19 protein-coding genes and 1 other annotated feature are annotated in these 21,807 nt (G+C 36.4%); all 19 genes read right to left on the bottom strand.

The features are described 5' to 3' along the window. Window positions 1-92: 92 nt before the first annotated feature. Window positions 93-1,160: a sulfate permease gene (locus D9842_RS03800; RefSeq protein ID WP_121661351.1), complete on the bottom strand. Its 1,068-nt coding sequence runs from the start codon at window positions 1,158-1,160 to the stop codon at window positions 93-95. Window positions 1,161-1,173: 13 nt separating this feature from the next. Beyond that, a complete protein-coding gene (locus tag D9842_RS03795) occupies window positions 1,174-1,875 on the bottom strand; it encodes a phosphoadenylyl-sulfate reductase (RefSeq protein ID WP_121661350.1) in 702 nt (233 codons plus the stop codon). 775 nt (window positions 1,876-2,650) lie between these two features. Then, window positions 2,651-3,283, bottom strand: coding sequence for an orotate phosphoribosyltransferase (gene pyrE, locus D9842_RS03785; protein ID WP_121661348.1), 633 nt, complete (start codon window positions 3,281-3,283; stop codon window positions 2,651-2,653). Beyond that, window positions 3,280-3,996, bottom strand: coding sequence for an orotidine-5'-phosphate decarboxylase (gene pyrF / locus D9842_RS03780; RefSeq protein ID WP_121661347.1), 717 nt, complete (start codon window positions 3,994-3,996; stop codon window positions 3,280-3,282). The genes pyrE and pyrF overlap by 4 nt, the downstream gene beginning before the upstream one ends. Beyond that, window positions 3,968-4,903 carry a dihydroorotate dehydrogenase gene (locus D9842_RS03775; RefSeq protein WP_121661346.1) on the bottom strand — a complete coding sequence of 312 codons (936 nt, stop codon included), beginning with the start codon at window positions 4,901-4,903 and terminating at the stop codon, window positions 3,968-3,970. Before D9842_RS03775 ends, pyrF begins: the two co-directional genes overlap by 29 nt. A 1-nt stretch (window position 4,904) precedes the next feature. Continuing rightward, window positions 4,905-5,684: a dihydroorotate dehydrogenase electron transfer subunit gene (locus tag D9842_RS03770; RefSeq protein WP_121661345.1), complete on the bottom strand. Its 780-nt coding sequence runs from the start codon at window positions 5,682-5,684 to the stop codon at window positions 4,905-4,907. Next, window positions 5,681-8,893: a carbamoyl-phosphate synthase large subunit gene (gene carB, locus D9842_RS03765; protein WP_121661344.1), complete on the bottom strand. Its 3,213-nt coding sequence runs from the start codon at window positions 8,891-8,893 to the stop codon at window positions 5,681-5,683. The genes D9842_RS03770 and carB overlap by 4 nt, the downstream gene beginning before the upstream one ends. After that, window positions 8,893-9,981, bottom strand: coding sequence for a carbamoyl phosphate synthase small subunit (locus D9842_RS03760; protein ID WP_121661343.1), 1,089 nt, complete (start codon window positions 9,979-9,981; stop codon window positions 8,893-8,895). The genes carB and D9842_RS03760 overlap by 1 nt, the downstream gene beginning before the upstream one ends. Continuing rightward, window positions 9,978-11,264 (bottom strand): dihydroorotase, encoded by a 1,287-nt coding sequence (locus tag D9842_RS03755; protein WP_121661342.1) that lies wholly within the window; start codon window positions 11,262-11,264, stop codon window positions 9,978-9,980. The genes D9842_RS03760 and D9842_RS03755 overlap by 4 nt, the downstream gene beginning before the upstream one ends. Further along, window positions 11,248-12,165, bottom strand: coding sequence for an aspartate carbamoyltransferase catalytic subunit (locus D9842_RS03750; RefSeq protein WP_121661341.1), 918 nt, complete (start codon window positions 12,163-12,165; stop codon window positions 11,248-11,250). Before D9842_RS03750 ends, D9842_RS03755 begins: the two co-directional genes overlap by 17 nt. A 175-nt stretch (window positions 12,166-12,340) precedes the next feature. Further along, the gene (locus D9842_RS03745) at window positions 12,341-13,621 is read right to left on the bottom strand and encodes a solute carrier family 23 protein (RefSeq protein WP_121661340.1); all 1,281 of its coding nucleotides are present in this window, start codon (window positions 13,619-13,621) and stop codon (window positions 12,341-12,343) included. Between the two features lie 253 nt (window positions 13,622-13,874). Further along, window positions 13,875-14,417, bottom strand: coding sequence for a bifunctional pyr operon transcriptional regulator/uracil phosphoribosyltransferase PyrR (pyrR, locus tag D9842_RS03740; RefSeq protein WP_098796220.1), 543 nt, complete (start codon window positions 14,415-14,417; stop codon window positions 13,875-13,877). Between the two features lie 219 nt (window positions 14,418-14,636). Beyond that, window positions 14,637-15,551 (bottom strand): RluA family pseudouridine synthase, encoded by a 915-nt coding sequence (locus D9842_RS03735; protein ID WP_121661339.1) that lies wholly within the window; start codon window positions 15,549-15,551, stop codon window positions 14,637-14,639. Continuing rightward, entirely contained in the window at window positions 15,552-16,019 is a 468-nt protein-coding gene (lspA, locus tag D9842_RS03730) for a signal peptidase II (RefSeq protein WP_121661338.1), read from the bottom strand. Between the two features lie 172 nt (window positions 16,020-16,191). After that, window positions 16,192-16,515: a TraR/DksA family transcriptional regulator gene (locus tag D9842_RS03725; protein WP_121664932.1), complete on the bottom strand. Its 324-nt coding sequence runs from the start codon at window positions 16,513-16,515 to the stop codon at window positions 16,192-16,194. A 351-nt stretch (window positions 16,516-16,866) separates the two neighbouring features. Continuing rightward, complete coding sequence (ileS, locus tag D9842_RS03720; protein ID WP_121661337.1) at window positions 16,867-19,629, bottom strand: isoleucine--tRNA ligase; 2,763 nt, start codon at window positions 19,627-19,629, stop codon at window positions 16,867-16,869. Window positions 19,630-19,741: 112 nt separating this feature from the next. Beyond that, window positions 19,742-19,972: a binding site (T-box leader), on the bottom strand. A gap of 75 nt (window positions 19,973-20,047) precedes the next feature. Next, window positions 20,048-20,554, bottom strand: coding sequence for a DivIVA domain-containing protein (locus tag D9842_RS03715; protein WP_121661336.1), 507 nt, complete (start codon window positions 20,552-20,554; stop codon window positions 20,048-20,050). A 148-nt stretch (window positions 20,555-20,702) separates the two neighbouring features. Continuing rightward, a complete protein-coding gene (locus D9842_RS03710; RefSeq protein WP_121661335.1) occupies window positions 20,703-21,479 on the bottom strand; it encodes a YlmH family RNA-binding protein in 777 nt (258 codons plus the stop codon). Window positions 21,480-21,537: 58 nt separating this feature from the next. Next, window positions 21,538-21,801 carry a YggT family protein gene (locus D9842_RS03705; protein ID WP_098796214.1) on the bottom strand — a complete coding sequence of 88 codons (264 nt, stop codon included), beginning with the start codon at window positions 21,799-21,801 and terminating at the stop codon, window positions 21,538-21,540. Between the last annotated feature and the right edge of the window lie 6 nt (window positions 21,802-21,807).

Genomic DNA, 21,807 nt, shown 5'->3' with positions numbered 1-21,807 from the left:
CATTTCCTCCAATTAAAATGTAATAGTACGAAAATTATTTACTGATTGATTCTTCTACTATAGAAATCCAATCAGTTTAATAGGAATAATAGTTATATTCCTCCACCTTCTTCGTGTACAGCACGCTTTTCTTGTTTGCTTGCTTTCATTAAACTGTTTGCGCCAATTGTAGCTAGCAAAAGACTTGCTAATACAAAGATTGTATATAAATCACTTTCTATAAACAACTGCACTAAGAAGTAACTCATCGTTAGTGACACAAGTGGAGAAATTAACCATACCATAAGCATATTTTTTACGATTTTTTGTTGAAAGATGTTTGCCCCAGATTTTGCAATACCAATTCCTAAAATCGATGAGGTCGTAATTTGAGTAAGAGGCACAGGTATTCCAAAGATAGAAGCTACAATGACAAGTGTAGCACCAGTACCAGAAATCAAGACACCTTCAATTTTTGAGAAGCTCGTTATTTTCTTACCGTTTGTCTCTAAAACACGTCTCCCTAAAAGCAGAGCACCTAAAGCAACAAACACTCCTCCAATTAATGTCCCTTTTGAAACAGATAGAATACCAGCACTTACAAGGGGTCCAACAGCATTTGCTACGTTATTCATCCCCGCTGAAAATGCTTCAAAAAAACCAGCAAATATAAGTAAATATGTGATGACCTTTCCTTCAAAGCTGTACTTTTGAGTCAGCTTAAAGGAATGAAGGATTTTTATAAAAAGAAAGGCAATTGCAAACGCAACGATCGGAACAATAACCCAAAACATAATGATATAGAGTAAATTATTAACATATAAGGCTTGGTACGCTATACCAACACCAACTACAGATCCCACCGTTACCTCACTTGTAGATAGAGGTATTCCTAAAAGATTGGATAAGAATAAGGAAAAAGTAGCTGAAAAGAGTATAATAACAACCATTTTTATCGATATAAGCGATGATGGAATGATTCCGGAACTTATTGTTTTGACAACTTCTCCACCGCCAATAACTGCTCCTAATATGACCCCTATCCCACATAATATAAGTGCGTTTCTCGGTCGTAAAATCGCTCCTGAGCCATATGCAACACCCATTGAGGCAGCTGCACCGCTCGCCCCAATGTTCATTGCAAAAAAGAAGCTAATAATGATGGCAATGATTTCTAACATGATTTATATCCTCCTATTGGTGGAGGCCACATTCTGTTTTCATTTGCCCTGACCATCTACCTGATCTTAAATCATTCTCATTAAAGGCAGGCTTTGTACAATGAAAACAACCGATACTTGGATATCCTCTATCATGTAGAGGGTTATAGATTAAGTCATTTTTATGAACGTATCTCCAAACATCCTTCCACGTCCAATGAATAAGTGGGCAAACCTTTACTGAATGAAAGCGTTCGTCCTTATTAATATAATTTACATTCTTTCTTGTTTCAGACTGTTCTCGTCTTAAACCTGAAATCCATGCTGTTGCACCATTTAATGTTTCAGTTAAAGGAGCAATTTTACGGATATTACAGCATTGATTCGGATTTGTTTCCCATAATTTATCACCATATTGCTCAGCTTGTTCTTCAAGTGTTAATTTTGGCTTTTTTAATTCAATATTTAATGATGGATATTTTTCTTTTACCTTATCAATTAATTCGTATGTTTCCTTAAAATGCACATCTGTGTCAAGGAACACAATCTTAGCATCTGGTTTCACTTTAGAAATTAAGTCAATTAGAACGATCCCCTCAATTCCAAAGCTACAAGCATATACGACCTCTTCACCGTAATGGTCATATGCCCAATTTAAAACATTAAGTGCACCTTTATACGTTTCATCAACTTCAAATTGATCAGTTTGTTCAGTCCAGTTTTCATATGTTAACATACGATTCACCTCTTTCTCTCACACTACTCAACTCGGAATTAGAATCCCGCTTATTCACACATTAATACTCGGGATTAAGTGTAAAACCTATTAATATAGTATGAATTATACACCTTATCTGTGATTTGACAATACATTTACTAGATTATTTTTATTAAAATTTTATCTTTCTGATCATATAAAAAGCCTTACCATTACAGTCTCAGCATATTCTTACTTACACCAACTATTATAAATATGCTATTTGATTCAAAATTTTAACACAATTATAACAAATGTCAACCCGAGTTTACTTATCGGATTAATTATTTTTATATTATTATCTTAATTTCTTATAATAAATCATAAAAGCAAAATCATATACATAAACTTGTACTATTTAATAGAATGTGTAAGGAGGATTGTTATGTGGGAGATCGTGGATAATATTTGTTTAGTCTTCATTGGTTTTTATCTATTTTGTCTCAGCATTGCTCATATATTTATGTACAAGCCAAGTAAAGAATTATTGAATCAGTTAAAAGCTGAAAGGCATTCCTTCATTTTTGCTATCCTTGGTATAACGGTATGGAGCTTATTAAAAAAGATAAAACTTCCTGAACGATTCATTTATCCAAGCTACATACTGGTATTTCTAATTATTTCTTTAAGTTCCTTCTTTCTAATGATATCAAAAATTTAAAAGCACCTTTTTACCAATCGCAGCCCTCCACGTTAAAGAATGAACGTTATTTGTGCAACGGTAAAAAGACGCTTTATTCCTTACATGTTTTTGTTATACATCAAGCCAGCGTTCAGAAGATGGATCTTCTCTCCACATTTTTAATTTGCTAATGTCCTGCTCTGTTACGTAACCTTCTTTTGCAGCAACTTCGACTAGAGTGTCATAGTCACATAACGATTGTGCTTTAATATTTGCCTCTTCCAGTTTTGATTTTCCAAGTGCAAGATCATATGTAAAAATCGCTACGATCCCTAAAACCTCACAGCCCGCTTCACGAAGAGCTTCAACAGCAGTAATGGCACTTCCGCCAGTAGAAATCAAATCTTCTACAACCACTACCTTCTGATTTTGTTTAACTTGTCCTTCAATTTGGTTTCCTTTCCCATGTCCCTTCGCCTTACTTCGAACATAGACCATTGGTAAATCCATTTTATCACTTACCCATGCAGCATGAGGGATACCTGCAGTTGCAGTACCTGCGATTACTTCAACTTCAGGGTAATGCTCTTTTATTAAATCGATAAGACCTTCAGCTATTTGAGTACGAATAGAAGGAAATGATAATGTAAGACGATTATCACAGTAAATTGGTGATTTTAATCCACTAGACCATGTGAAGGGATCATTTGGTTGGAGATAAACTGCCTTAATTTCTAATAGGTTTTTTGCAATCGTTTGTTTCATTCCTCTGATTCCTCCCAAGCTTTTTTTACTTTTAGATATGCCTCATATGGATTGTCTTGTTTTGTTATGCTTCTTCCGACAACAATAGCTGTCGAACCTAGACAACGTGCTTGGTCTGGAGTAGCTATTCTAGTTTGATCATCTGTTGAATCTTCCTTCATCCGAATTCCCGGTGTGACCGTCATAAAAGAAGTTCCAAACTTTTCATTTAATTTCTCTACTTCATGAGTAGAACAAACTACTCCATCTAGGCCGCTTTCTTTTGCCATTTGTGCATAATGAAGGACAACATCATTGATATCTTCTTTAATTAATAGCTCTTCTTGTATCATATCTTGAGAAGTACTAGTTAACTGAGTAACTGCAATACACATTGGTCTTGTTTTACCTTCTTGTGTTCCTGCCTCAAGTCCTTCAATAGCTGCTTCCATCATTTTCTTTCCGCCTGGAGCATGTACATTGACTATGTCCACATCAAGCTTAGCTAACCCACGCATTGCTTGTTTAACTGTATTTGGAATGTCGTGAAGCTTTAGATCTAGGAAGATATTGTGCCCAAGCTTTTTAAGATAGGATATAATATCAGGACCTTCCTGATAAAATAATTCCATTCCAACCTTTACAAATAACTGTTCTTGTTGAAAGTGCTGTAAAAATTCGTGTACCTCTTGCTGATCTTTAAAATCAAGAGCTATAATAAGCGGTCTTTGCATCAGCCTTCCAACTCCTTCCGATACATTCCGTAACATGTTCAAAACCAAGTTCATTTAACCTTGCTGGCAACTGCTCGATAATTTCCGGGCATACAAATGGATTAACAAAATTAGCAGTACCAACAGCAACAGCACTTGCCCCTGCATATAAGAATTCAATCACATCATCAACGTTTTGCACGCCACCCATGCCAATGATCGGAATCGAAACAGCTTGACTTACTTCATAAATCATACGTATAGCTACTGGCTTAATCGCTGGGCCTGATAAACCACCAGTTTTATTTGCAATAACTGGCTTACCTGTTTTAAGGTCAAGTCTCATTCCGATTAAGGTGTTAATCATTGTTAAACCATCTGCACCTGCATCTTCAATAGCTTTTGCCATTTCAACGATGTTCGCAACGTTAGGTGATAATTTGACATAAACAGGTACAGCTGATACATGTTTCACCGCTTTTGTTAATTGTGCTGCAACTTCAGGAATTGTTCCAAATGCAATGCCACCTGTTTTTACATTAGGGCATGAAATATTTAATTCTAGAGCATGTACATTGTTTGCCTGACTGATCTTTTCTGCAACATATACATAATCCTCAATTTGAGAGCCTGCTACATTTGCGATAATCGGAACATCATACTGCTCAAGCCATGCAAGCTCTTCTGAAACGACTTTATGAACACCGGGGTTTTGTAGGCCAATTGCATTTAACATGCCTGCTTCTGTCTCAGCAACACGAGGAGTAGGGTTACCAAAGCGAGGCTCCTGTGTACTTGCCTTGATCATTATTGAACCAAGCTGACTTAAATCATAAAACTTACTATATTCTCTCCCAAAGCCAAAGCATCCTGATGCGGGCATGATAGGATTTTTAAGTGATAAACCAGGTAAGTTGATGTCTAGCATGTTATAAAACCACCTCTCCAGCCTTAAACACAGGCCCATCACTACATACTTTTTTGTAACTTGTTCCAGTTGGGTCATCACCAGTATGACACACACATGCGAAACAAGCTCCGACTCCACAGCCCATTCTTTCTTCTAATGATAGAAACAAAGGTTTATGTCCATGAAGCTTTTCTAGTGCTCTTAACATTGGTGTTGGACCACAAGTAAACATTGTATCAAACTGAAGGTCATGATCTTTAATGGCATCTGTTACAAATCCCTTGTATCCGTAAGACCCATCGTCGGTTGTTATGATCGTTGTTCCTAGTTTAGAAAACTCTTCTTCTAAAAACACAGCATTTTTTGTTTGAAAACCTAATACATGCTGCACCTTTACACCCTTTGCGACTAGTTGTCTTGATAGTTCAAGCAAAGGAGGAACGCCTATTCCTCCGCCAACTAACAAAGCTTTCTGTCCACTTTCAACTGTATCAATTGGAAAGCCATTCCCTAATGGTCCTAAAACATCCACTACGTTTTCAACGACCTTTTTAGAAAGGAGCTGAGTACCAGCCCCTTCTGCTCTATATATCATTGTGAATTGCTTTTTATCTATATCAATTTCAGAAATGCTAATCGGTCTTCTTAATAGAGGTGTGCTACCCTCTGACACCTTTAAATGAACAAACTGACCTGGGTTACCCATCTCTGAAACAAGTTCACCTTGTAGTGTTAGCTGAAAAATATGTTCTGCAATTTTTTCGTGTTTTGTCACGACCATTAGTTCTTTTTTTATCACGTTAAGCTCACCTCTAGCTGCTTGTTGATCTTTGGCATCGTATCTGTAGAGAATGTCATCGACTCTAGTACACGTAAAATGGCAACTGCTGTATCTAATGAAGTTAAACAAGGAATTCCATTTTCTACTGATTCACGGCGAATTTTAAATCCGTCTCTAGCTGGCTGTTTTCCTTTTGTTAAGGTATTGATTACAAATTGTGCCTCACCTTTACGAATAACATCTAATAGATTCGGTTCAGACGCACCAATTTTATTAACAACTTTTGCCGGAATATTGTAGGCTCTTAAATAATCTGCTGTTCCACTTGTCGCTAGAATTTGATACCCAATTTGGTGGAACCTTCTAGCAATCTCTAAACCTTCTTCTTTATCTTTGTCCGCTACTGTTAATAGGACAGAGCCATGGTTTTTAATCTGAATTCCAGAAGCAACAAGTGCTTTGTAAAGAGCTTTTTCTAGAGTAATATCTTTCCCCATTACTTCCCCTGTTGATTTCATCTCAGGTCCTAATGTGATGTCCACTCGACGTAACTTAGCGAATGAGAAGACAGGAGCTTTTACATACACACCCTCACTTTCTGGATGTAATCCTGTTTCATAGCCAAGTTCCTCAAGTTTTGCACCAAGAATAACCTTTGTTGCTAAATTCGCCATTGGTACTCCTGTTATTTTGCTTAAGAAAGGTACAGTACGACTTGAGCGAGGATTTACTTCTAGTACATAAACCGCTCCTTTTGATAGTACGAATTGGATATTTAGTAATCCAACGATATTTAAACCTTTAGCAAGCTTAATTGTATAATCAATGATACTGTTTTTTATTTCTTCAGATAATGATTGTGGCGGATAAACAGCGATTGAATCTCCTGAGTGAACACCGGCACGTTCAATGTGTTCCATAATACCAGGGATAAGAACTGATTCTCCATCAGAAATTGCATCAACTTCAATTTCTTTACCTGTTAGATATTTATCAATTAATACAGGATGTTGCGGATTGATTTTCACTGCATTATTCATATAGTGTAAAAGCTCAGCCTCTTGGTAAACAATTTCCATTGCACGTCCACCTAGTACATAAGATGGTCTTACTAAAACTGGATAACCGATGTTTTCTGCAATCTTCACAGCCTGGTCTACAGAAGTAGCTGTTTTTCCAAGTGGTTGAGGAATTCCAAGGGTAGCTAAAGTATGTTCAAATTTATCACGATCTTCCGCACGATCTAAATCTTCCAAAGATGTTCCAAGTATTTTTACACCTCGTGCTTGTAACTCATCCGCTAGATTAATAGCCGTTTGTCCACCGAATTGAACAACAACACCTTTTGGTTTTTCTAAATCGATGATATGCATAACATCTTCAATTGTTAATGGTTCAAAATAAAGCTTGTCAGAAATACTGAAATCTGTTGAAACAGTTTCAGGGTTGTTATTTATAATGATTGCTTCATACCCTGCTTCTTTAATTGCCCATACAGAGTGAACCGTTGCATAATCGAACTCAACACCTTGACCGATCCGGATTGGACCTGAACCTAAAACAACAACACTTTCACGCTCAGTTACAATTGATTCGTTTTCGTCTTCGTATGATCCATAGAAGTAAGGTGTTGCAGATTCAAATTCCGCTGCACATGTATCAACCATTTTATAAACTGGGATAATATCTGCTTGTTTTCTTAATTCATATACTTCACGATCATTTGTATTCCAAAGCTTAGCAATCTCAGAATCTGCAAAGCCCATTTCTTTAGCAGTTTGTAAGGTTGTTAATTCATAAGGGTTTACTTGAAGATTTTTTTCAAATCTAATAATTTTTTCAATCTTCATTAAGAAGAATAAGTCAATTTGGCTCCACTCATGAATGGTTTCCTTCGTAACACCTCTTCTAAGAGCTTCAGCGATATAAAATAGGCGCTCATCACCAGCTTTACGAATACGCTTTTCAATTAGTTCGTCTGTGAATTGTTCAGCATCTTTTAAACGAAGATAATCTACATCAGATTCAAGTGAACGAACTGCTTTTAACAGAGATTCTTCAAGTGTACGACCGATCGCCATAACCTCGCCAGTTGCTTTCATTTGAGTTCCTAAATGGCGGTTTGCAGACTCAAACTTATCAAAAGGCCAGCGTGGGATTTTTGATACGATGTAATCTAATGCTGGCTCGAAGCATGCATACGTTCTACCTGTAACAGGGTTTTTCATTTCATCTAGTGTTAAACCAACAGCAATTTTCGCTGCTAATTTAGCGATTGGATAACCAGTTGCTTTAGAAGCTAACGCAGATGACCTACTCACACGTGGGTTAACCTCAATAATGTAGTATTTAAAGCTGTCTGGATCAAGTGCTAGCTGAACATTACAGCCACCTTCAATTTTCAATGCACGGATAATCTTTAATGATACGTTTCGTAGCATTTGATATTCACGGTCACTTAACGTTTGACTTGGTGCAAAAACGATTGAGTCACCTGTATGAACACCTACTGGATCAAAATTTTCCATGTTACATACAACAATGGCATGGTCATTTGAGTCACGCATTACTTCATATTCAATTTCTTTAAATCCAGCAATACTTTTTTCAAGAAGACATTGTGTTACAGGGCTGTTTTTTAATCCACTTGTAACAATTTCGATAAGCTCTTCTTCATTTTCACAAATACCTCCACCAGTTCCACCTAATGTATAAGCAGGTCTTACGATAACTGGATATCCGATTTGATTAACGAACGCAAAAGCTTCATCTAAGTTATGAATAATTTCACTTTCAGGTACAGGCTCATTTAATTCATTCATTAATCTTCTGAATAAATCACGATCTTCTGCTTGTTGGATTGCAGAAAGCTTAGTACCTAAAATTTCAACTCCACATTCTTCTAGTACACCTGACTCTGCTAATTGAACGGCCATGTTAAGACCCGTTTGTCCTCCTAAAGTTGGAACAAGGGCATCTGGACGTTCTTTACGAATAATGTTGCTTAAAAACTCAACCGTAAGAGGCTCAATATATACTTTATCTGCAATTTCTGTATCAGTCATAATTGTAGCTGGATTTGAGTTAACAAGAACAACTTCATATCCTTCTTCTTTTAAAGCGATACATGCTTGTGTTCCAGCATAGTCAAATTCTGCTGCTTGACCAATGACGATTGGACCTGAACCGATAACAAGAATTTTATTGATGTCTGTACGTTTTGGCATTATAGAACCCCTTCTTTCTTATTAGCTTCAATCATCAAGTTTAAAAACTGATCAAATAATCCGTTTGCATCCTCCGGTCCTGGTGAAGCTTCCGGATGATATTGGACTGTAAATGCAGGTGCTTGTTTATGTTTTAACCCTTCAACTGTTCCATCATTTAATGCAACATGTGTTACTTCTAACTCTGTTGATTTGATTGATTCTTCTCTTACTGTGTAACCATGGTTTTGAGATGTAATATCTACCTTACCTGTACTTAGTTCTTTAACTGGATGGTTTGACCCTCGGTGTCCAAATTTCATTTTTTCTGTATCAGCACCACATGCTAAAGCAAACAATTGATGTCCTAAGCAAATCCCAAACAATGGAACCTTCCCAAGAATACCTTTAATCATATTAATAGCTTCTGGCACATCTTTTGGATCTCCTGGTCCATTTGAAAGCATAATACCATCTGGGTTTAATTGTAAAACTTCCTCAGCTGTCACATTATGAGGTACCACAACAATGTCACAGTTACGTTTATTTAATTCTCTTAAAATACCATGCTTCATTCCAAAATCAACTAACACTACACGATGTCCTCTGCCTGGGCTTGGGTATGCTGTTTTTGTTGAAACAACTTGTACTTGATCTGTAGGAAGTTGCGTTCCTTTTAGCTTGCTAATGACTTCTTCTGGATTTGCATCAGCAGAGCAAATTGCTCCTTTTAATGTACCGTGCATACGAATAATTCTTGTAAGCTTGCGAGTATCAACGCCTGAGATTCCAGGAATGTTTTTCATTTTAAAATACTCATCAATTGTATATTCACTTCTCCAGTTAGAAGGATAGTCACAGAATTCCTTTACAACAAATCCGTTTATAAATGGCGTAATCGTTTCGAAATCATCTCTGTTAATACCGTAGTTTCCGATTAAAGGATAAGTTAAAGTGACGATTTGTCCACAATATGATGGATCTGAGAGGATTTCTTGATATCCTGTCATCCCTGTGTTAAATACTACTTCTCCGAAATTTTCCTTGTCACTTCCAAATGCCTCACCCAAAAATACTGTTCCATCTTCTAAGATTAGTTGTCTTTTCATACTGTGATGCCTCCCTTTTCCCATACAATGTTTCCATCTACGATTGTTGCCGTTGGCCAACCTTTGCAAGTCCAACCAGTGAATGGTGTATTTTTGCCTTTTGATAAAAATTCACTTGGGTTAATTGATGATTCTGTTTCCAACTCTACCACAGTAATATCAGCAGCAGCTCCAACTTCAAGCACTCCTTCAGATAATCCAAATGCTCTTGCAGGCTGAATTGTCAAGAAATCAACAAGTTGCTTTAGTGTAAATTTCTTCGTTAGTACGAAATGTGTATATAATAGTGGAAATGCTGTTTCTAATCCCACAATTCCAAATGGTGCTAACTGCATACCTTCTGCTTTTTCTTCTGCTGCATGTGGCGCATGGTCTGTTGCAATAAAATCAATTGTTCCATCTAATAATCCTTCTATTAAAGCTTCTTGATCTGCTTTCCCTCTTAGAGGAGGGTTCATTTTAAAATTCGGATCAAGGCCTGGAATGTCATCCTCACATAATAATAAGTGATGTGGTGTTACTTCAGCTGTTACATTTATCCCAGCACGTTTTGCATCTCTTACTACACGTACAGACTCTTTTGTACTGATATGACACACATGATAGTGACAGCCTGCAGCTTCTGCTAGAAGGATATCCCTCGCGATATGTACTGACTCACATACAGAAGGAATTCCATTAATACCATGTTTTCTAGAAAATTCACCTTCATGTACTGAACCTTTGTTTATTAATGTATTTTCTTCACAGTGCGCCACAATTGTTGCACCAATAGAAGCTGCCTGTTTCATTGCTTCTAACATTTTGCCAGCAGATTGTACACCAACACCATCATCAGTGAAGGCAAATGCACCTGCGTTTTTTAATCCTTCAAAGTCTGTTAATTCTTCACCTAACTGTCTTGTTGTAATCGAAGCATATGGAAGAACTTTCACAACCGCTGTTTCCTTTATTCGATTTTGCAACCATTCCATTTGCTCTTTGGTGTCAGGAACTGGTCGAGTGTTTGGCATTGGAGCTATTGTTGTAAATCCACCTTTTGCTGCACTTTGTGTACCTGTTTCAATTGTTTCTTTGTGCTCGCCACCTGGCTCTCTTAAATGGACGTGAAGGTCAATAAAACCTGCTGAAATCAAATTCCCATCAACTGAAATGATTTCACATCCGTCAGTGGAAAGATTTTCTCCAATCTCAGTTATCTTTCCGTCCTTCACCTTCACATCAGACTTTTTCAACTCACCAAGCTCATCTAAAATTAATCCATTTTTAAGAATAAATAACATGTTTCATTACCTCCTGATTTTGCTCAATTTGTTGTAAAGCTCTCTTTAAAACTGCCATTCTAGCAAACACACCATTTTCCATTTGTTTAAAAATTCTAGAGCGTTCGCATTCTATCAAATCACCATCAATTTCAACACCACGATTTACTGGTGCTGGATGCATGATAATTGCATGTTGTTTCATTTGTTTTTCTCTTTCTTTTGTTAAACCATATTGCTGCAAATAATCTTGTGCTGAATCTTTTTCTTCATGGCGTTCATGCTGTATACGTAGGAGCATTACAACATCTGACTGTTGGATTGCTTCGTCAACTTCGACATATTCTCCATATGTGTTTAATGGGTCTTGCCATTTAGCAGGTCCTGAAAATAACACTTTTGCTCCAAGCCTTGTTAACACTTCCGCATTTGACCTTGCAACACGACTGTGTCTAATATCACCATGTATTGAGATTGTCAAATCTTTAAACTGTCCAAACTCTTGTTTAATTGTTAGTAGATCAAGTAATGATTGGGTAGGATGATGACCACAACCATCTCCTGCATTAATGACTGGTATCGATACCTTTCCGACCAAATCATCAAAAAAGTGATCTTGTTGATGCCTAATGACTACTGCGTTTGCCCCAATTGACTCAAGTGTTTTAACCGTATCATATAAAGTTTCACCTTTTTGTACACTAGAATGTTCTGCTGTAAAATTTAAGACTTGAAGCCCTAACTTCTTTTCAGCTACTTCAAAGCTGAATCTTGTTCTTGTACTTGGCTCAAAAAACAAATTTGAGACAAACACTGTATCTAGAGCCTTCCAGCCATGCCCTGATTTATATTGCTCTGCATCCTCTAAAATTGAGTGAATTTCTTCATTTGTAAGCTGGTTCATAGTTAATAGATTAGACATGCCCAACCACTCCTATAATCTTGTTTTAATAAGTCTTTTTTTATAGAAAAACACCCTGATTTACTAAATCAGGGTGTTTGAAGGTAGAGCAAATGAAGGTATAGCAATACCTTTGTTTGCCTTACACCCTTTTAAGCCTCTCTGGACTTTTCTTTAAAAGATCTAAGCCATTTTCTTATGCCGTTTCATTATTAATTGATTCGTCCTTATCATAAGGTAGAACTAAATTTAATACAATACCAATTATTGCTGCTAATGCCATCCCATGAAGGTCGAAATTTCCAATCTTAAGCGTTGCTTCTCCAATTCCTATTACTAATATAACAGAAGCTATAATTAAATTTCGTTTATTTCCAAGATCAAGTTTGCTGTCTATCATCATACGCAATCCAGATGATGCGATGATACCAAATAGTAGAATGGATACTCCACCCATAACAGGTGTCGGGATTGAACTGATGAATGCTGATATTTTCCCAATAAATCCAAACAGAATGGCTAATACTGCAGCTCCTGCGATAACAAACACACTGTAAACTCTTGTAATTGCCAGAACACCAATGTTTTCACCATATGTTGTGTTCGGTGGTCCCCCGATTAAAGCAGCGATCATAGTAGCTACACCATCACCTAAAATCGAGCGATGTAAACCTGGTTTTTCAATATAATCTCTTCCTACTACTTTTCCTAAAACTAGTTGGTGTCCAATATGTTCAGAGATCGTCACGACAACAACAGGTACCATAAGTAATACAATATCAAGTGTTATTGAAGGAGTGTAGTTTACAAATGGTATAACAAAGTTTGGTACTTGAATCCAATTTGCTGCTATTACATTTGAAAAATCAATAATTCCAATCGCTAGTGAGTAGAAGTACCCACCTGCAATACCAATGAGCACTGGAATTAAGTTGAAAAATCCTTTTAGGAAGATTGAACACAAAATTGTAATTAGCAATGTTACCAACGCAACCGAGAAGTGCTTTAAGCTATAATCACCTGCAGGGTTATTTGTCGCCATACCTACCGCAGTTGCTGCTAATCCCAAGCCAATAACGATAATGACAGGTCCTACAACTACCGGCGGAAGAATTTTCATTATCCATTTATGACCTGTACCTTTGATAATTAAAGCGATAATCCCGTACACGAGACCTGCTAAAAAGCTCCCCACCATCGCAGCCCCTACACCTGCTGTTGATTTCGCCACAATGATTGGTGTAATGAATGCGAAGGATGATCCTAAATACGCTGGTACTTGACCTTTTGTAATGAGTAAGAATGCAATAGTTCCTAATCCACTTGAGATTAGTGCTACAGCTGGGTCTAGCTCTACTAAAAATGGTACTAGAATTGTTGCGCCAAACATGGCAAATAAATGTTGAAAACTAAGTGCAAGCCAGGTCATTGGTTTTGGTGTATCTTTTACGTCTAAAACAATTTGATCTTCTTTCATGTTAGGTCCTCCAATATGCATCATTCTTGTTAGTTATAATGTGTGAAAGAATCGTAATTTTATTATTATAGCGGTAATCTTTGAATTGTGTTTTTCGACCATTCACTCATGTAACACTTTTTATGTCCATAAAAAAACCTCTTTGCTTACTGAGGCAAAGAGGTACAAAGAGGCGAGCAATCATTATTAAATGACCACCTTCCAATGTGCGCCCCTTTGCAGCCTCTCTGGACTGTTCTTAAAAGGGTTTTATTTAATTTTCGTGAATAGTTACTTGATCTTTTTTATCAGCTTCATTTAATTCAACGACAATCTTTTCTGAGCTCGATGTTGGAATGTTTTTCCCTACATAATCTGCTCTTATCGGCAGTTCACGGTGTCCTCTGTCAACTAATACTGCTAGTTGAATATTTGCAGGTCTCCCAATATCAACGAGTGCATCCATCGCAGCTCTAACAGTTCTTCCAGTGTATAATACATCGTCAACCAAAATCACTTTTTGATTTGTTACATCTACAGGGATATCAGAACCTTTTACAAGCGGTTCTAGATCTTCTGTTTTCTTCGTAAGATCATCACGATATAGTGTTATATCCAGTTCACCAATTGCGATTTTTTTACCTTCTATTTGTTCAATACGTTCGGCAAGTCGGTTCGCAAGATAAATCCCTCTTGTTTTAATGCCAACTAAAATACTGTCTTCAATCCCTTTGTTTCTCTCAATAATTTCATGAGCAATTCTTGTTAATGCCCGACGAATTGCTTGTTCATCTAATAAAACTGCTTTTTGAGACATTTTATAATCTCCTTTCGTTTCTCCACATCTAGAAATTCAAAATATAACCTTAAAAAACGAAAAACCCTCTCACCGATTTTGTGAGAGGGTTCACGAAGACATAGCTAGACTAAGCCAATATAGACTATGGTCTTTATCCGTTTTCCTTCTCAGCCTCACGGGACTGTGTTAAAGGTTCTTATTAAGTTAATTACATTATGACAAACATGTAGAAATGTGTCAATGATTATTTTTAATACTATTTAAAACTTCTTCAAACTCATTAGGTAACGGAGCTTCAAACTCAAGATATTCTTTAGTTCGAGGGTGTTCAAATCCTAGTATACCTGCATGAAGTGCTTGTCCATTTATGTCGAGTGTTTTTTTCGGCCCGTATTTCGGATCACCTACTAACGGAAAGCCTATATACTTCATATGAACACGAATTTGATGGGTTCTTCCAGTTTCAAGCTGACATTCTATAAACGTAAAGTTATCAAATCTCTCTAACACATGAAAATGTGTGACTGCTTCTTTACTGCTAACATTTGTTACCGTCATACTCTGACGATCTGTTTTATCACGTCCAATTGGTGCATTGATTGTTCCGTGATCATGTTGAATACTACCATGTACAATTGCTTTATAACGTCTTGTTACTGTTTTGTCTACAAGCTGCTGAACTAGAGATTCATGGGCCATATCGTTCTTAGCAACCATTAATAATCCGGAAGTGTCTTTGTCGATTCGATGGACAATCCCAGGTCTTAAAACACCATTGATCCCTGAAAGATCCTTGCAATGTGCCATTAAACCGTTAACAAGTGTACCATTCATATGACCAGGTGCTGGATGAACAACCATTCCTTTTGGTTTATTAACAACTAACACATCTTGATCCTCATAATATATATCAAGATCCATTTCTTCGGCTACAACATCAAGAGGTTCTGGTTCAGGTATTTCTATAACAACTTTATCATTCACTTGACATTTGTAATTCGTCTTAATGGCCTTATCATTTACCTTCACCAAACCATCTTTTATCCAAATTTGAACTTGTGTTCTTGACCATTCTTCGTTTGAAGTAGACAAAAACTTATCAATCCGTTCATTTTTATGTTCTTCACTAACTTGTAATTCAACGATGTCCATTTATGCTTGCTCCTTCTCTTGTTTCCCTTCAAAAAACAACATATGAATAAATAATAAAGCTACCCCAATACAAAGAGCAGAATCTGCTATATTGAAAATTGGGAAGTCATAAGAAAAAATGTATGTATTAATAAAATCGACAACTTCCTTCCGAAATAAACGGTCAATGAAATTACCAATTGCACCACCTAGCATAAAGCCAAGTGCTACACCCATTACCTTATTTTCCTTCGTATGTTTTTGAATATAATAAATTAACCCGACTATAACAACAGCCGTTATAATATAGAAAAACCACATTTGTCCTTCCAAAATGCCCCAGGCTGCTCCACGATTTCGATGGGATGTTATGTAGAAGAAATTTTCAATAACAGTAATATTCTCACCAATTTGCATGTTTCTTACGATTAACCACTTCGTGACTTGGTCAATTAAAATAATGACTGCAGCAATTATGTAATAATACACGTTCTTCCCCCAACTTTCTAATGTCTATTTTCGGGTTTATCCTAAGAAATTGTACCATACTCGGAACAAAAGCGTAAGTTATTAGGAAAAGTATAGCTTGGATAAAACAATTTATTCATTATAACGGCCCAAATTACAAAATAATTTGGGCCGTAACAATAGTCAATGATGATCAGAAATCACTGCCTGTGATATAAGTTTCTTCATGAGTATAGTCGTGTTGTGGGAGAGATTTTCGTTCAAATAATTCCTGGAAAAAGAAATCGTATTTTGTTCTAGCTGTTGGGAGTATCCTTAATTTTTCAAAAGGAATTTCTTCACCGGTTTCTTCACAATACCCGTAAAGTCCTTTATCAATTTTCATTAAGGCACGTTCTACATCTTGAAGTTCCTCTTTAATATGATGCATTAATGTATGACTTTTATGATAATCTTCGTCTAAAGTCATATCAAACAAACTGTGATCAAATAATCTAGCTCGCAGTTCTTCTCTCATCAATTGTAATTCGTAACGAATACCAGAAAATTTATTCAAGATGGACAACTCCTTATCCTTCTCATGATGTTAACATTAGTTTTGCCCGAAAAATCCATTGCTCACCCTGATAAGAATTTTCCTGTGATTGTAATGGCTGCTAACTTTGTTAACTTTCTTTCCATTTGTCTGAATGAGTATTTTTTACCCATGAATTTACTCTTTAAAACCTTTTTCTGTGAAATTGGGCTATATACTGCAAGATATAGTCTGTAGACTATACTTTTTTTGGATTTTACATAGTTATGTACAAAAGAAAAAGAGCCTATTCTTTAATATAAACACATTAAAGAAATAGGCCCTTGTTAAAACTTAATAATGTTCCTTCACAATTGAAGCACATCGCTGACATAGTGTTGGATGTTCTTCAACCTGACCAACTTCTGGTGTAACGATCCAACAACGATCACATGTTTCACCTTCTGCCGGTGTTATTACAATTTTTACTGTGTCAAAGACCTGAGCATTTTCAGGAGCATCGTCAAAATCTCCAGCAATAGTAAAGCCTGAAACGATAAATAATTGCTTTAAGTCTTCATCAACTGAATTAAGTAATGCTCTTGATTCCGAATTTGGATAAAGAGCAATACTTGCTGTTAATGACTTTCCGATTACTTTCTCATTACGAGCCACTTCTAATGCTTTTAAAACATCATCACGTAATGTCATAAATGCATCCCATTTTTTCTCAAGTTCATCTGATTGTTCATATTCTTTTACTTCCGGCATGTCAACAAGCTGCACACTCTCTTCTGTTACAGAGTCAATGTGCTCCCAAACTTCATCAGCTGTGTGAGGAAGAATTGGTGTTACTAATTTAACAAGTGATAATAATGTTTCGTGAAGTACCGTCTGAATTGCACGACGTTCCTGATTTTCTGATGACTCAATATAAAGTACATCTTTTGCAAAATCTAAATAGAATGAGCTTAGTTCAATCGTACAGAAATTATGAACGGCATGATAAATCGCCGCAAATTCATATTGTTCATAAGCTTCTTTTACTCGTTTTGTTAGCTTATTAAGTTTAACAAGCATATATCGATCTACATCTCTAAGGTTCTCTAAGCTAACCGAATCAGTTGCTGGGTTAAAATCACTTAAGTTACCTAATAGGAAACGGAATGTATTACGAATTTTACGGTAAACCTCAGCAACTTGTTTTAAAATCGCGTCAGAAACACGAACATCTGCTTGATAATCAACTGAAGCAACCCATAAACGAAGAATATCTCCACCTAACTGGTTCATAACTTTAGCAGGTACAACAGTATTCCCTAAAGATTTACTCATTTTACGCCCTTCTCCATCAAGAGCAAAACCATGACTTAGGACACCTTTATATGGAGCTTTGCCCGTCACAGCAACTGCCGTTGATAAAGAAGAGTTAAACCAACCACGATACTGGTCAGATCCTTCTAAATACAAGTCTGCTGGTCTTTGGAGATCTTCTCTTTCTAAAAGTACCGCTTGGTGGGAAGATCCTGAATCAAACCAAACATCCATAATATCATTTTCTTTTGTAAACTTACCATTAGGGCTTCCTTCATGTGTAAAGCCATCTGGTAAAAGGTCTTTTGCTTCGCGTTCAAACCAAATATTAGAACCATAATCACGGAATAAGTTTGACACATGCTCAATTGTTTCATCCGTAATGATCGGTTCACCATTTTCAGCGTAAAACACAGGAATTGGGACACCCCATGCTCGTTGACGGGAAATGCACCAATCTCCACGATCACGAACCATGTTGTAAAGACGAGTTTCCCCCCATGCTGGGACCCATTTTGTATCATTAACAGCTTTTAAAAGATCTTCACGGAAATCTTTGATTGATGCAAACCATTGAGCAGTAGCACGGAATATTGTTGGCTTTTTCGTTCTCCAATCATGTGGATAAGAGTGTGTAATGAATTGAAGTTTCAATAATGCGCCTACTTCTTGAAGTTTTTCAGTGATCGGCTTATTTGCTTCATCATAGAATAGCCCCTCAAACCCTGGTGCCTCTTTTGTCATATATCCTTTTTCATCAACTGGACATAATACATCTAACCCGTATTGTTGTCCGACGATAAAGTCATCTTCTCCATGACCAGGTGCAGTGTGTACACAACCTGTTCCTCCATCACTTGTAACATGCTCACCTAACATAACAAGTGATTCTCTGTCATAGATTGGATGTTTTGCCGTAACACGGTCTAATTCAACACCTTTTAACGTACGGTCAATTTCATAACTTTCCCAACCAATAGTTGTTGCAACAGATTCTACTAGATCAGACGCAACAACATACTTTTCACCATCAACAGCTACAACACTGTATTCTAACTCTGGATGTACCGAAATTCCTAAATTTGCTGGCATTGTCCAAGGAGTTGTTGTCCAAATGATAATTTTTTCATCATGTGATAATACGCCTTTTCCATCTTTTACAGGGAAGGCAACATAAATAGATGGAGAGCGTTTGTCTTGATATTCAATTTCTGCTTCAGCAAGTGCTGATTCACTTGATGGTGACCAATATACAGGTTTTAATCCTTTGTAAATATAACCTTTTTTCGCCATCTCACCAAAAACTTTAATTTGCTGTGCTTCATATTCAGGCTTCAGTGTTACATATGGATTTTCCCAATCCCCACGTACTCCTAAGCGTTTAAACTGCTCACGTTGACCATTAATTTGTTCCCAAGCGTATTCCTCACAAAGCTTACGAAATTCGGCAACAGACATCTCTTTTCTTTTTACTTTTTTGTTTTTTGTAAGAGCTGTCTCAATTGGTAAACCATGAGTATCCCAGCCCGGAACATAAGGTGCACAATACCCACTCATAGATTTAAAACGAACAATAAAATCTTTTAAGATTTTATTTAATGCATGCCCCATATGAATGTCTCCATTTGCATAAGGTGGTCCATCATGTAAAACAAACAGTGGACGATCTTTTGTTCGTTCTTGTACCATTTCATAAATATTCATTTTAGCCCATTTTTCTTGCATTAACGGCTCTCTGTTAGGTAGGTTTCCACGCATTGGAAACTCAGTTTTCGGCATCAGAAGGGTATCTTTGTATTCCATCACTAATTCCTCCAGTTATTTTAATAGCTCTTTTTTTCATGTAATTGTTCATCAAAATAAGTAAATGTTTTAAAAATTCTATCTAATACAACACAAAAAACCTTCTCATCCCACAAGGGACGAGAAGGTTTTCTCGCGGTACCACCCTACTAGATTAAATACGCTACTTTAATCCACTCTAGTATTCGTAACGTGAATATACGCCACAGCTTACTAATGGTAACATGTTCAGCCTGGAACTCAAGGGTGATATTCATCTTTTATCTTTATGTCGAGCTTACACCATCCTCGATTCGCTAATATAAAGAACATAAAAGACTACTGTCCCTATCACAGTTATATATAGTATTTGTATTATTAGAGCAAAAACATATCTATGTTTCCGTATTATATGCGATTGAAATTAAAAAAGTCAAGTTTAACTTTTGGATTCTTCCGTTTCTCCAAAAATAGGCTCAACCTCATATTCTAATAAATGATCCCAATCATCATTTTTAAGCAGGTCAAGCTGTGCCTCTATAAGCATTTGGAAACGAGTTCTGAATACTTTTGACTGTTTTTTCAGCTCTTCAATCTCCATAGCAATTTTTCTTGATTTAGCTAAAGATTCATTAATAATTCGATCTGCGTTTTTTTCCGCCTCTTTAATAATTAACTTTGATTCTTTCTGAGCATTCCGCTTCACTTCTTCTGCTGCTTCTTGTGCTATAATGATCGATTTATTCAATGTCTCTTCAATATTAGTAAAGTGACCTAGTTTCTCTGTTAGTTCTGTAACACGAGACTCAAGCTCTTTCTTTTCTCGTATAATCATTTCATAATCTTTGATAACCTGATCTAAAAACTCGTTAACTTCATCTTCATCATATCCACGAAACCCTTTATTAAATTCCTTATTATGGATATCTAACGGTGTTAAAGGCACGGGTGCCACCTCCAATATGTAGTGAAATAGTTAATCCTTGTCAACATTATAAATCATATTTCGACAGGTTTGTTGAAATTCCTGTTTTTTCTTAAAATAATTTTACGTTACAATATTTTCTATAACTACTAAAACTATTTCGGGTCATTTATTTTTGCTTATGAATGATCACTCTGAATCGGTCTTTTTTTGTTTTTCCTTCCATTGAAACGAGTTTACTCCTTCCAAAACCTCTGACTGAGAGAGTATCGCCTTCCCGGCATTCAAAAGAGACCGAGTCTACTGTTTTCCAATTTACTTTTACGAGTCCATTTGTAATTAACGGTTGAATCTTTTGTCGTGAAATAGTATAAATAGCTGAACAAACTACATCTAGCCTAAGAGAAGATACAGTTGTTACTATTTCCTGTACATCTTCAACATGAGGTATAAGTTTTTCTACATTCATTTCTTTGAGAGTAACCTTGGCTCGCCCAATTTCATGGAAATTCGCACGTAAATAATCGGCTATTTCACTTGCACACACAAATTGAACAACTTCTTCGTAAAATCGTATATCCCCAAATTTAGATCTCTTTAAACCTAAACTCATTAAAGAACCTAATACTTGTCTATGTTGTAAAGAGATAAATTTACTTGCATAATGAATCTCAAAAAGTGCTAACTGAAAATCCTCTTCAAGTGGCTGATAATAATCCGGATAAATAAAAGCTCTTTTTCTTTCCGTATCCTGAACACCACCAGAAAACATCACCTTTACATCCAGATTTTCGCCTACTACTGATGCTACAATCTCTTGCTCGCGAGGATCTAAAAAATCAGTAAGCTTTGGGCTATATTGATTTAATACAGTATCCTTCCACTCTAAAACTTGATCAATAAATTGTCTTTCTTCATTGCGAAAATGTTGATATATATGATCCATAACCCCACTCCAATATATTTCTTTACCTAAATGAAAAAGAGGGACTACTTATAGTCCCTTAGCCAATCATTCTAAAGATCGAAGCAATTCCATATTGAGCAAATCGTAGAGCTAAAATTGCGACAATCGGCGAAATATCAATCATACCAAGTGGGGGAATGAATTTCCGGAAGGGCTCAAGGTATGGTTCACAAATTTTCGCTAAAAATTGCCCGAAACCTGATTCCCTTGCTCCTGGGAACCAAGATAGTAATATGTAAACAATTAGCGCGTAAGAATAAAAAGTAATTAATGTTGAGAGTAAACTAAATAATATACCCATGTTTGT

Source organism: Metabacillus litoralis (genome assembly GCF_003667825.1).
GTDB lineage: Bacteria > Bacillota > Bacilli > Bacillales > Bacillaceae > Metabacillus > Metabacillus litoralis_B.
This window is presented reverse-complemented; position numbering and strand designations above follow the sequence as displayed.

Bases quoted from the DNA above. Each gene is read 5' to 3' on its own strand.
- D9842_RS03800 (WP_121661351.1), bottom strand. From the start codon at position 1,160: ATGTTAGAAATCATTGCCATCATTATTAGCTTCTTTTTTGCAATGAAC.
- D9842_RS03795 (WP_121661350.1), bottom strand. From the start codon at position 1,875: ATGTTAACATATGAAAACTGGACTGAACAAACTGATCAATTTGAAGTT.
- pyrE (WP_121661348.1), bottom strand. From the start codon at position 3,283: ATGAAACAAACGATTGCAAAAAACCTATTAGAAATTAAGGCAGTTTAT.
- pyrF (WP_121661347.1), bottom strand. From the start codon at position 3,996: ATGCAAAGACCGCTTATTATAGCTCTTGATTTTAAAGATCAGCAAGAG.
- D9842_RS03775 (WP_121661346.1), bottom strand. From the start codon at position 4,903: ATGCTAGACATCAACTTACCTGGTTTATCACTTAAAAATCCTATCATG.
- carB (WP_121661344.1), bottom strand. From the start codon at position 8,893: ATGCCAAAACGTACAGACATCAATAAAATTCTTGTTATCGGTTCAGGT.
- D9842_RS03760 (WP_121661343.1), bottom strand. From the start codon at position 9,981: ATGAAAAGACAACTAATCTTAGAAGATGGAACAGTATTTTTGGGTGAG.
- D9842_RS03755 (WP_121661342.1), bottom strand. From the start codon at position 11,264: ATGTTATTTATTCTTAAAAATGGATTAATTTTAGATGAGCTTGGTGAG.
- D9842_RS03750 (WP_121661341.1), bottom strand. From the start codon at position 12,165: ATGTCTAATCTATTAACTATGAACCAGCTTACAAATGAAGAAATTCAC.
- D9842_RS03745 (WP_121661340.1), bottom strand. From the start codon at position 13,621: ATGAAAGAAGATCAAATTGTTTTAGACGTAAAAGATACACCAAAACCA.
- pyrR (WP_098796220.1), bottom strand. From the start codon at position 14,417: ATGTCTCAAAAAGCAGTTTTATTAGATGAACAAGCAATTCGTCGGGCA.
- D9842_RS03735 (WP_121661339.1), bottom strand. From the start codon at position 15,551: ATGGACATCGTTGAATTACAAGTTAGTGAAGAACATAAAAATGAACGG.
- D9842_RS03725 (WP_121664932.1), bottom strand. From the start codon at position 16,515: ATGAGAGAAGAACTGCGAGCTAGATTATTTGATCACAGTTTGTTTGAT.
- ileS (WP_121661337.1), bottom strand. From the start codon at position 19,629: ATGGAATACAAAGATACCCTTCTGATGCCGAAAACTGAGTTTCCAATG.
- D9842_RS03710 (WP_121661335.1), bottom strand. From the start codon at position 21,479: ATGGATCATATATATCAACATTTTCGCAATGAAGAAAGACAATTTATT.
- D9842_RS03705 (WP_098796214.1), bottom strand. From the start codon at position 21,801: ATGGGTATATTATTTAGTTTACTCTCAACATTAATTACTTTTTATTCT.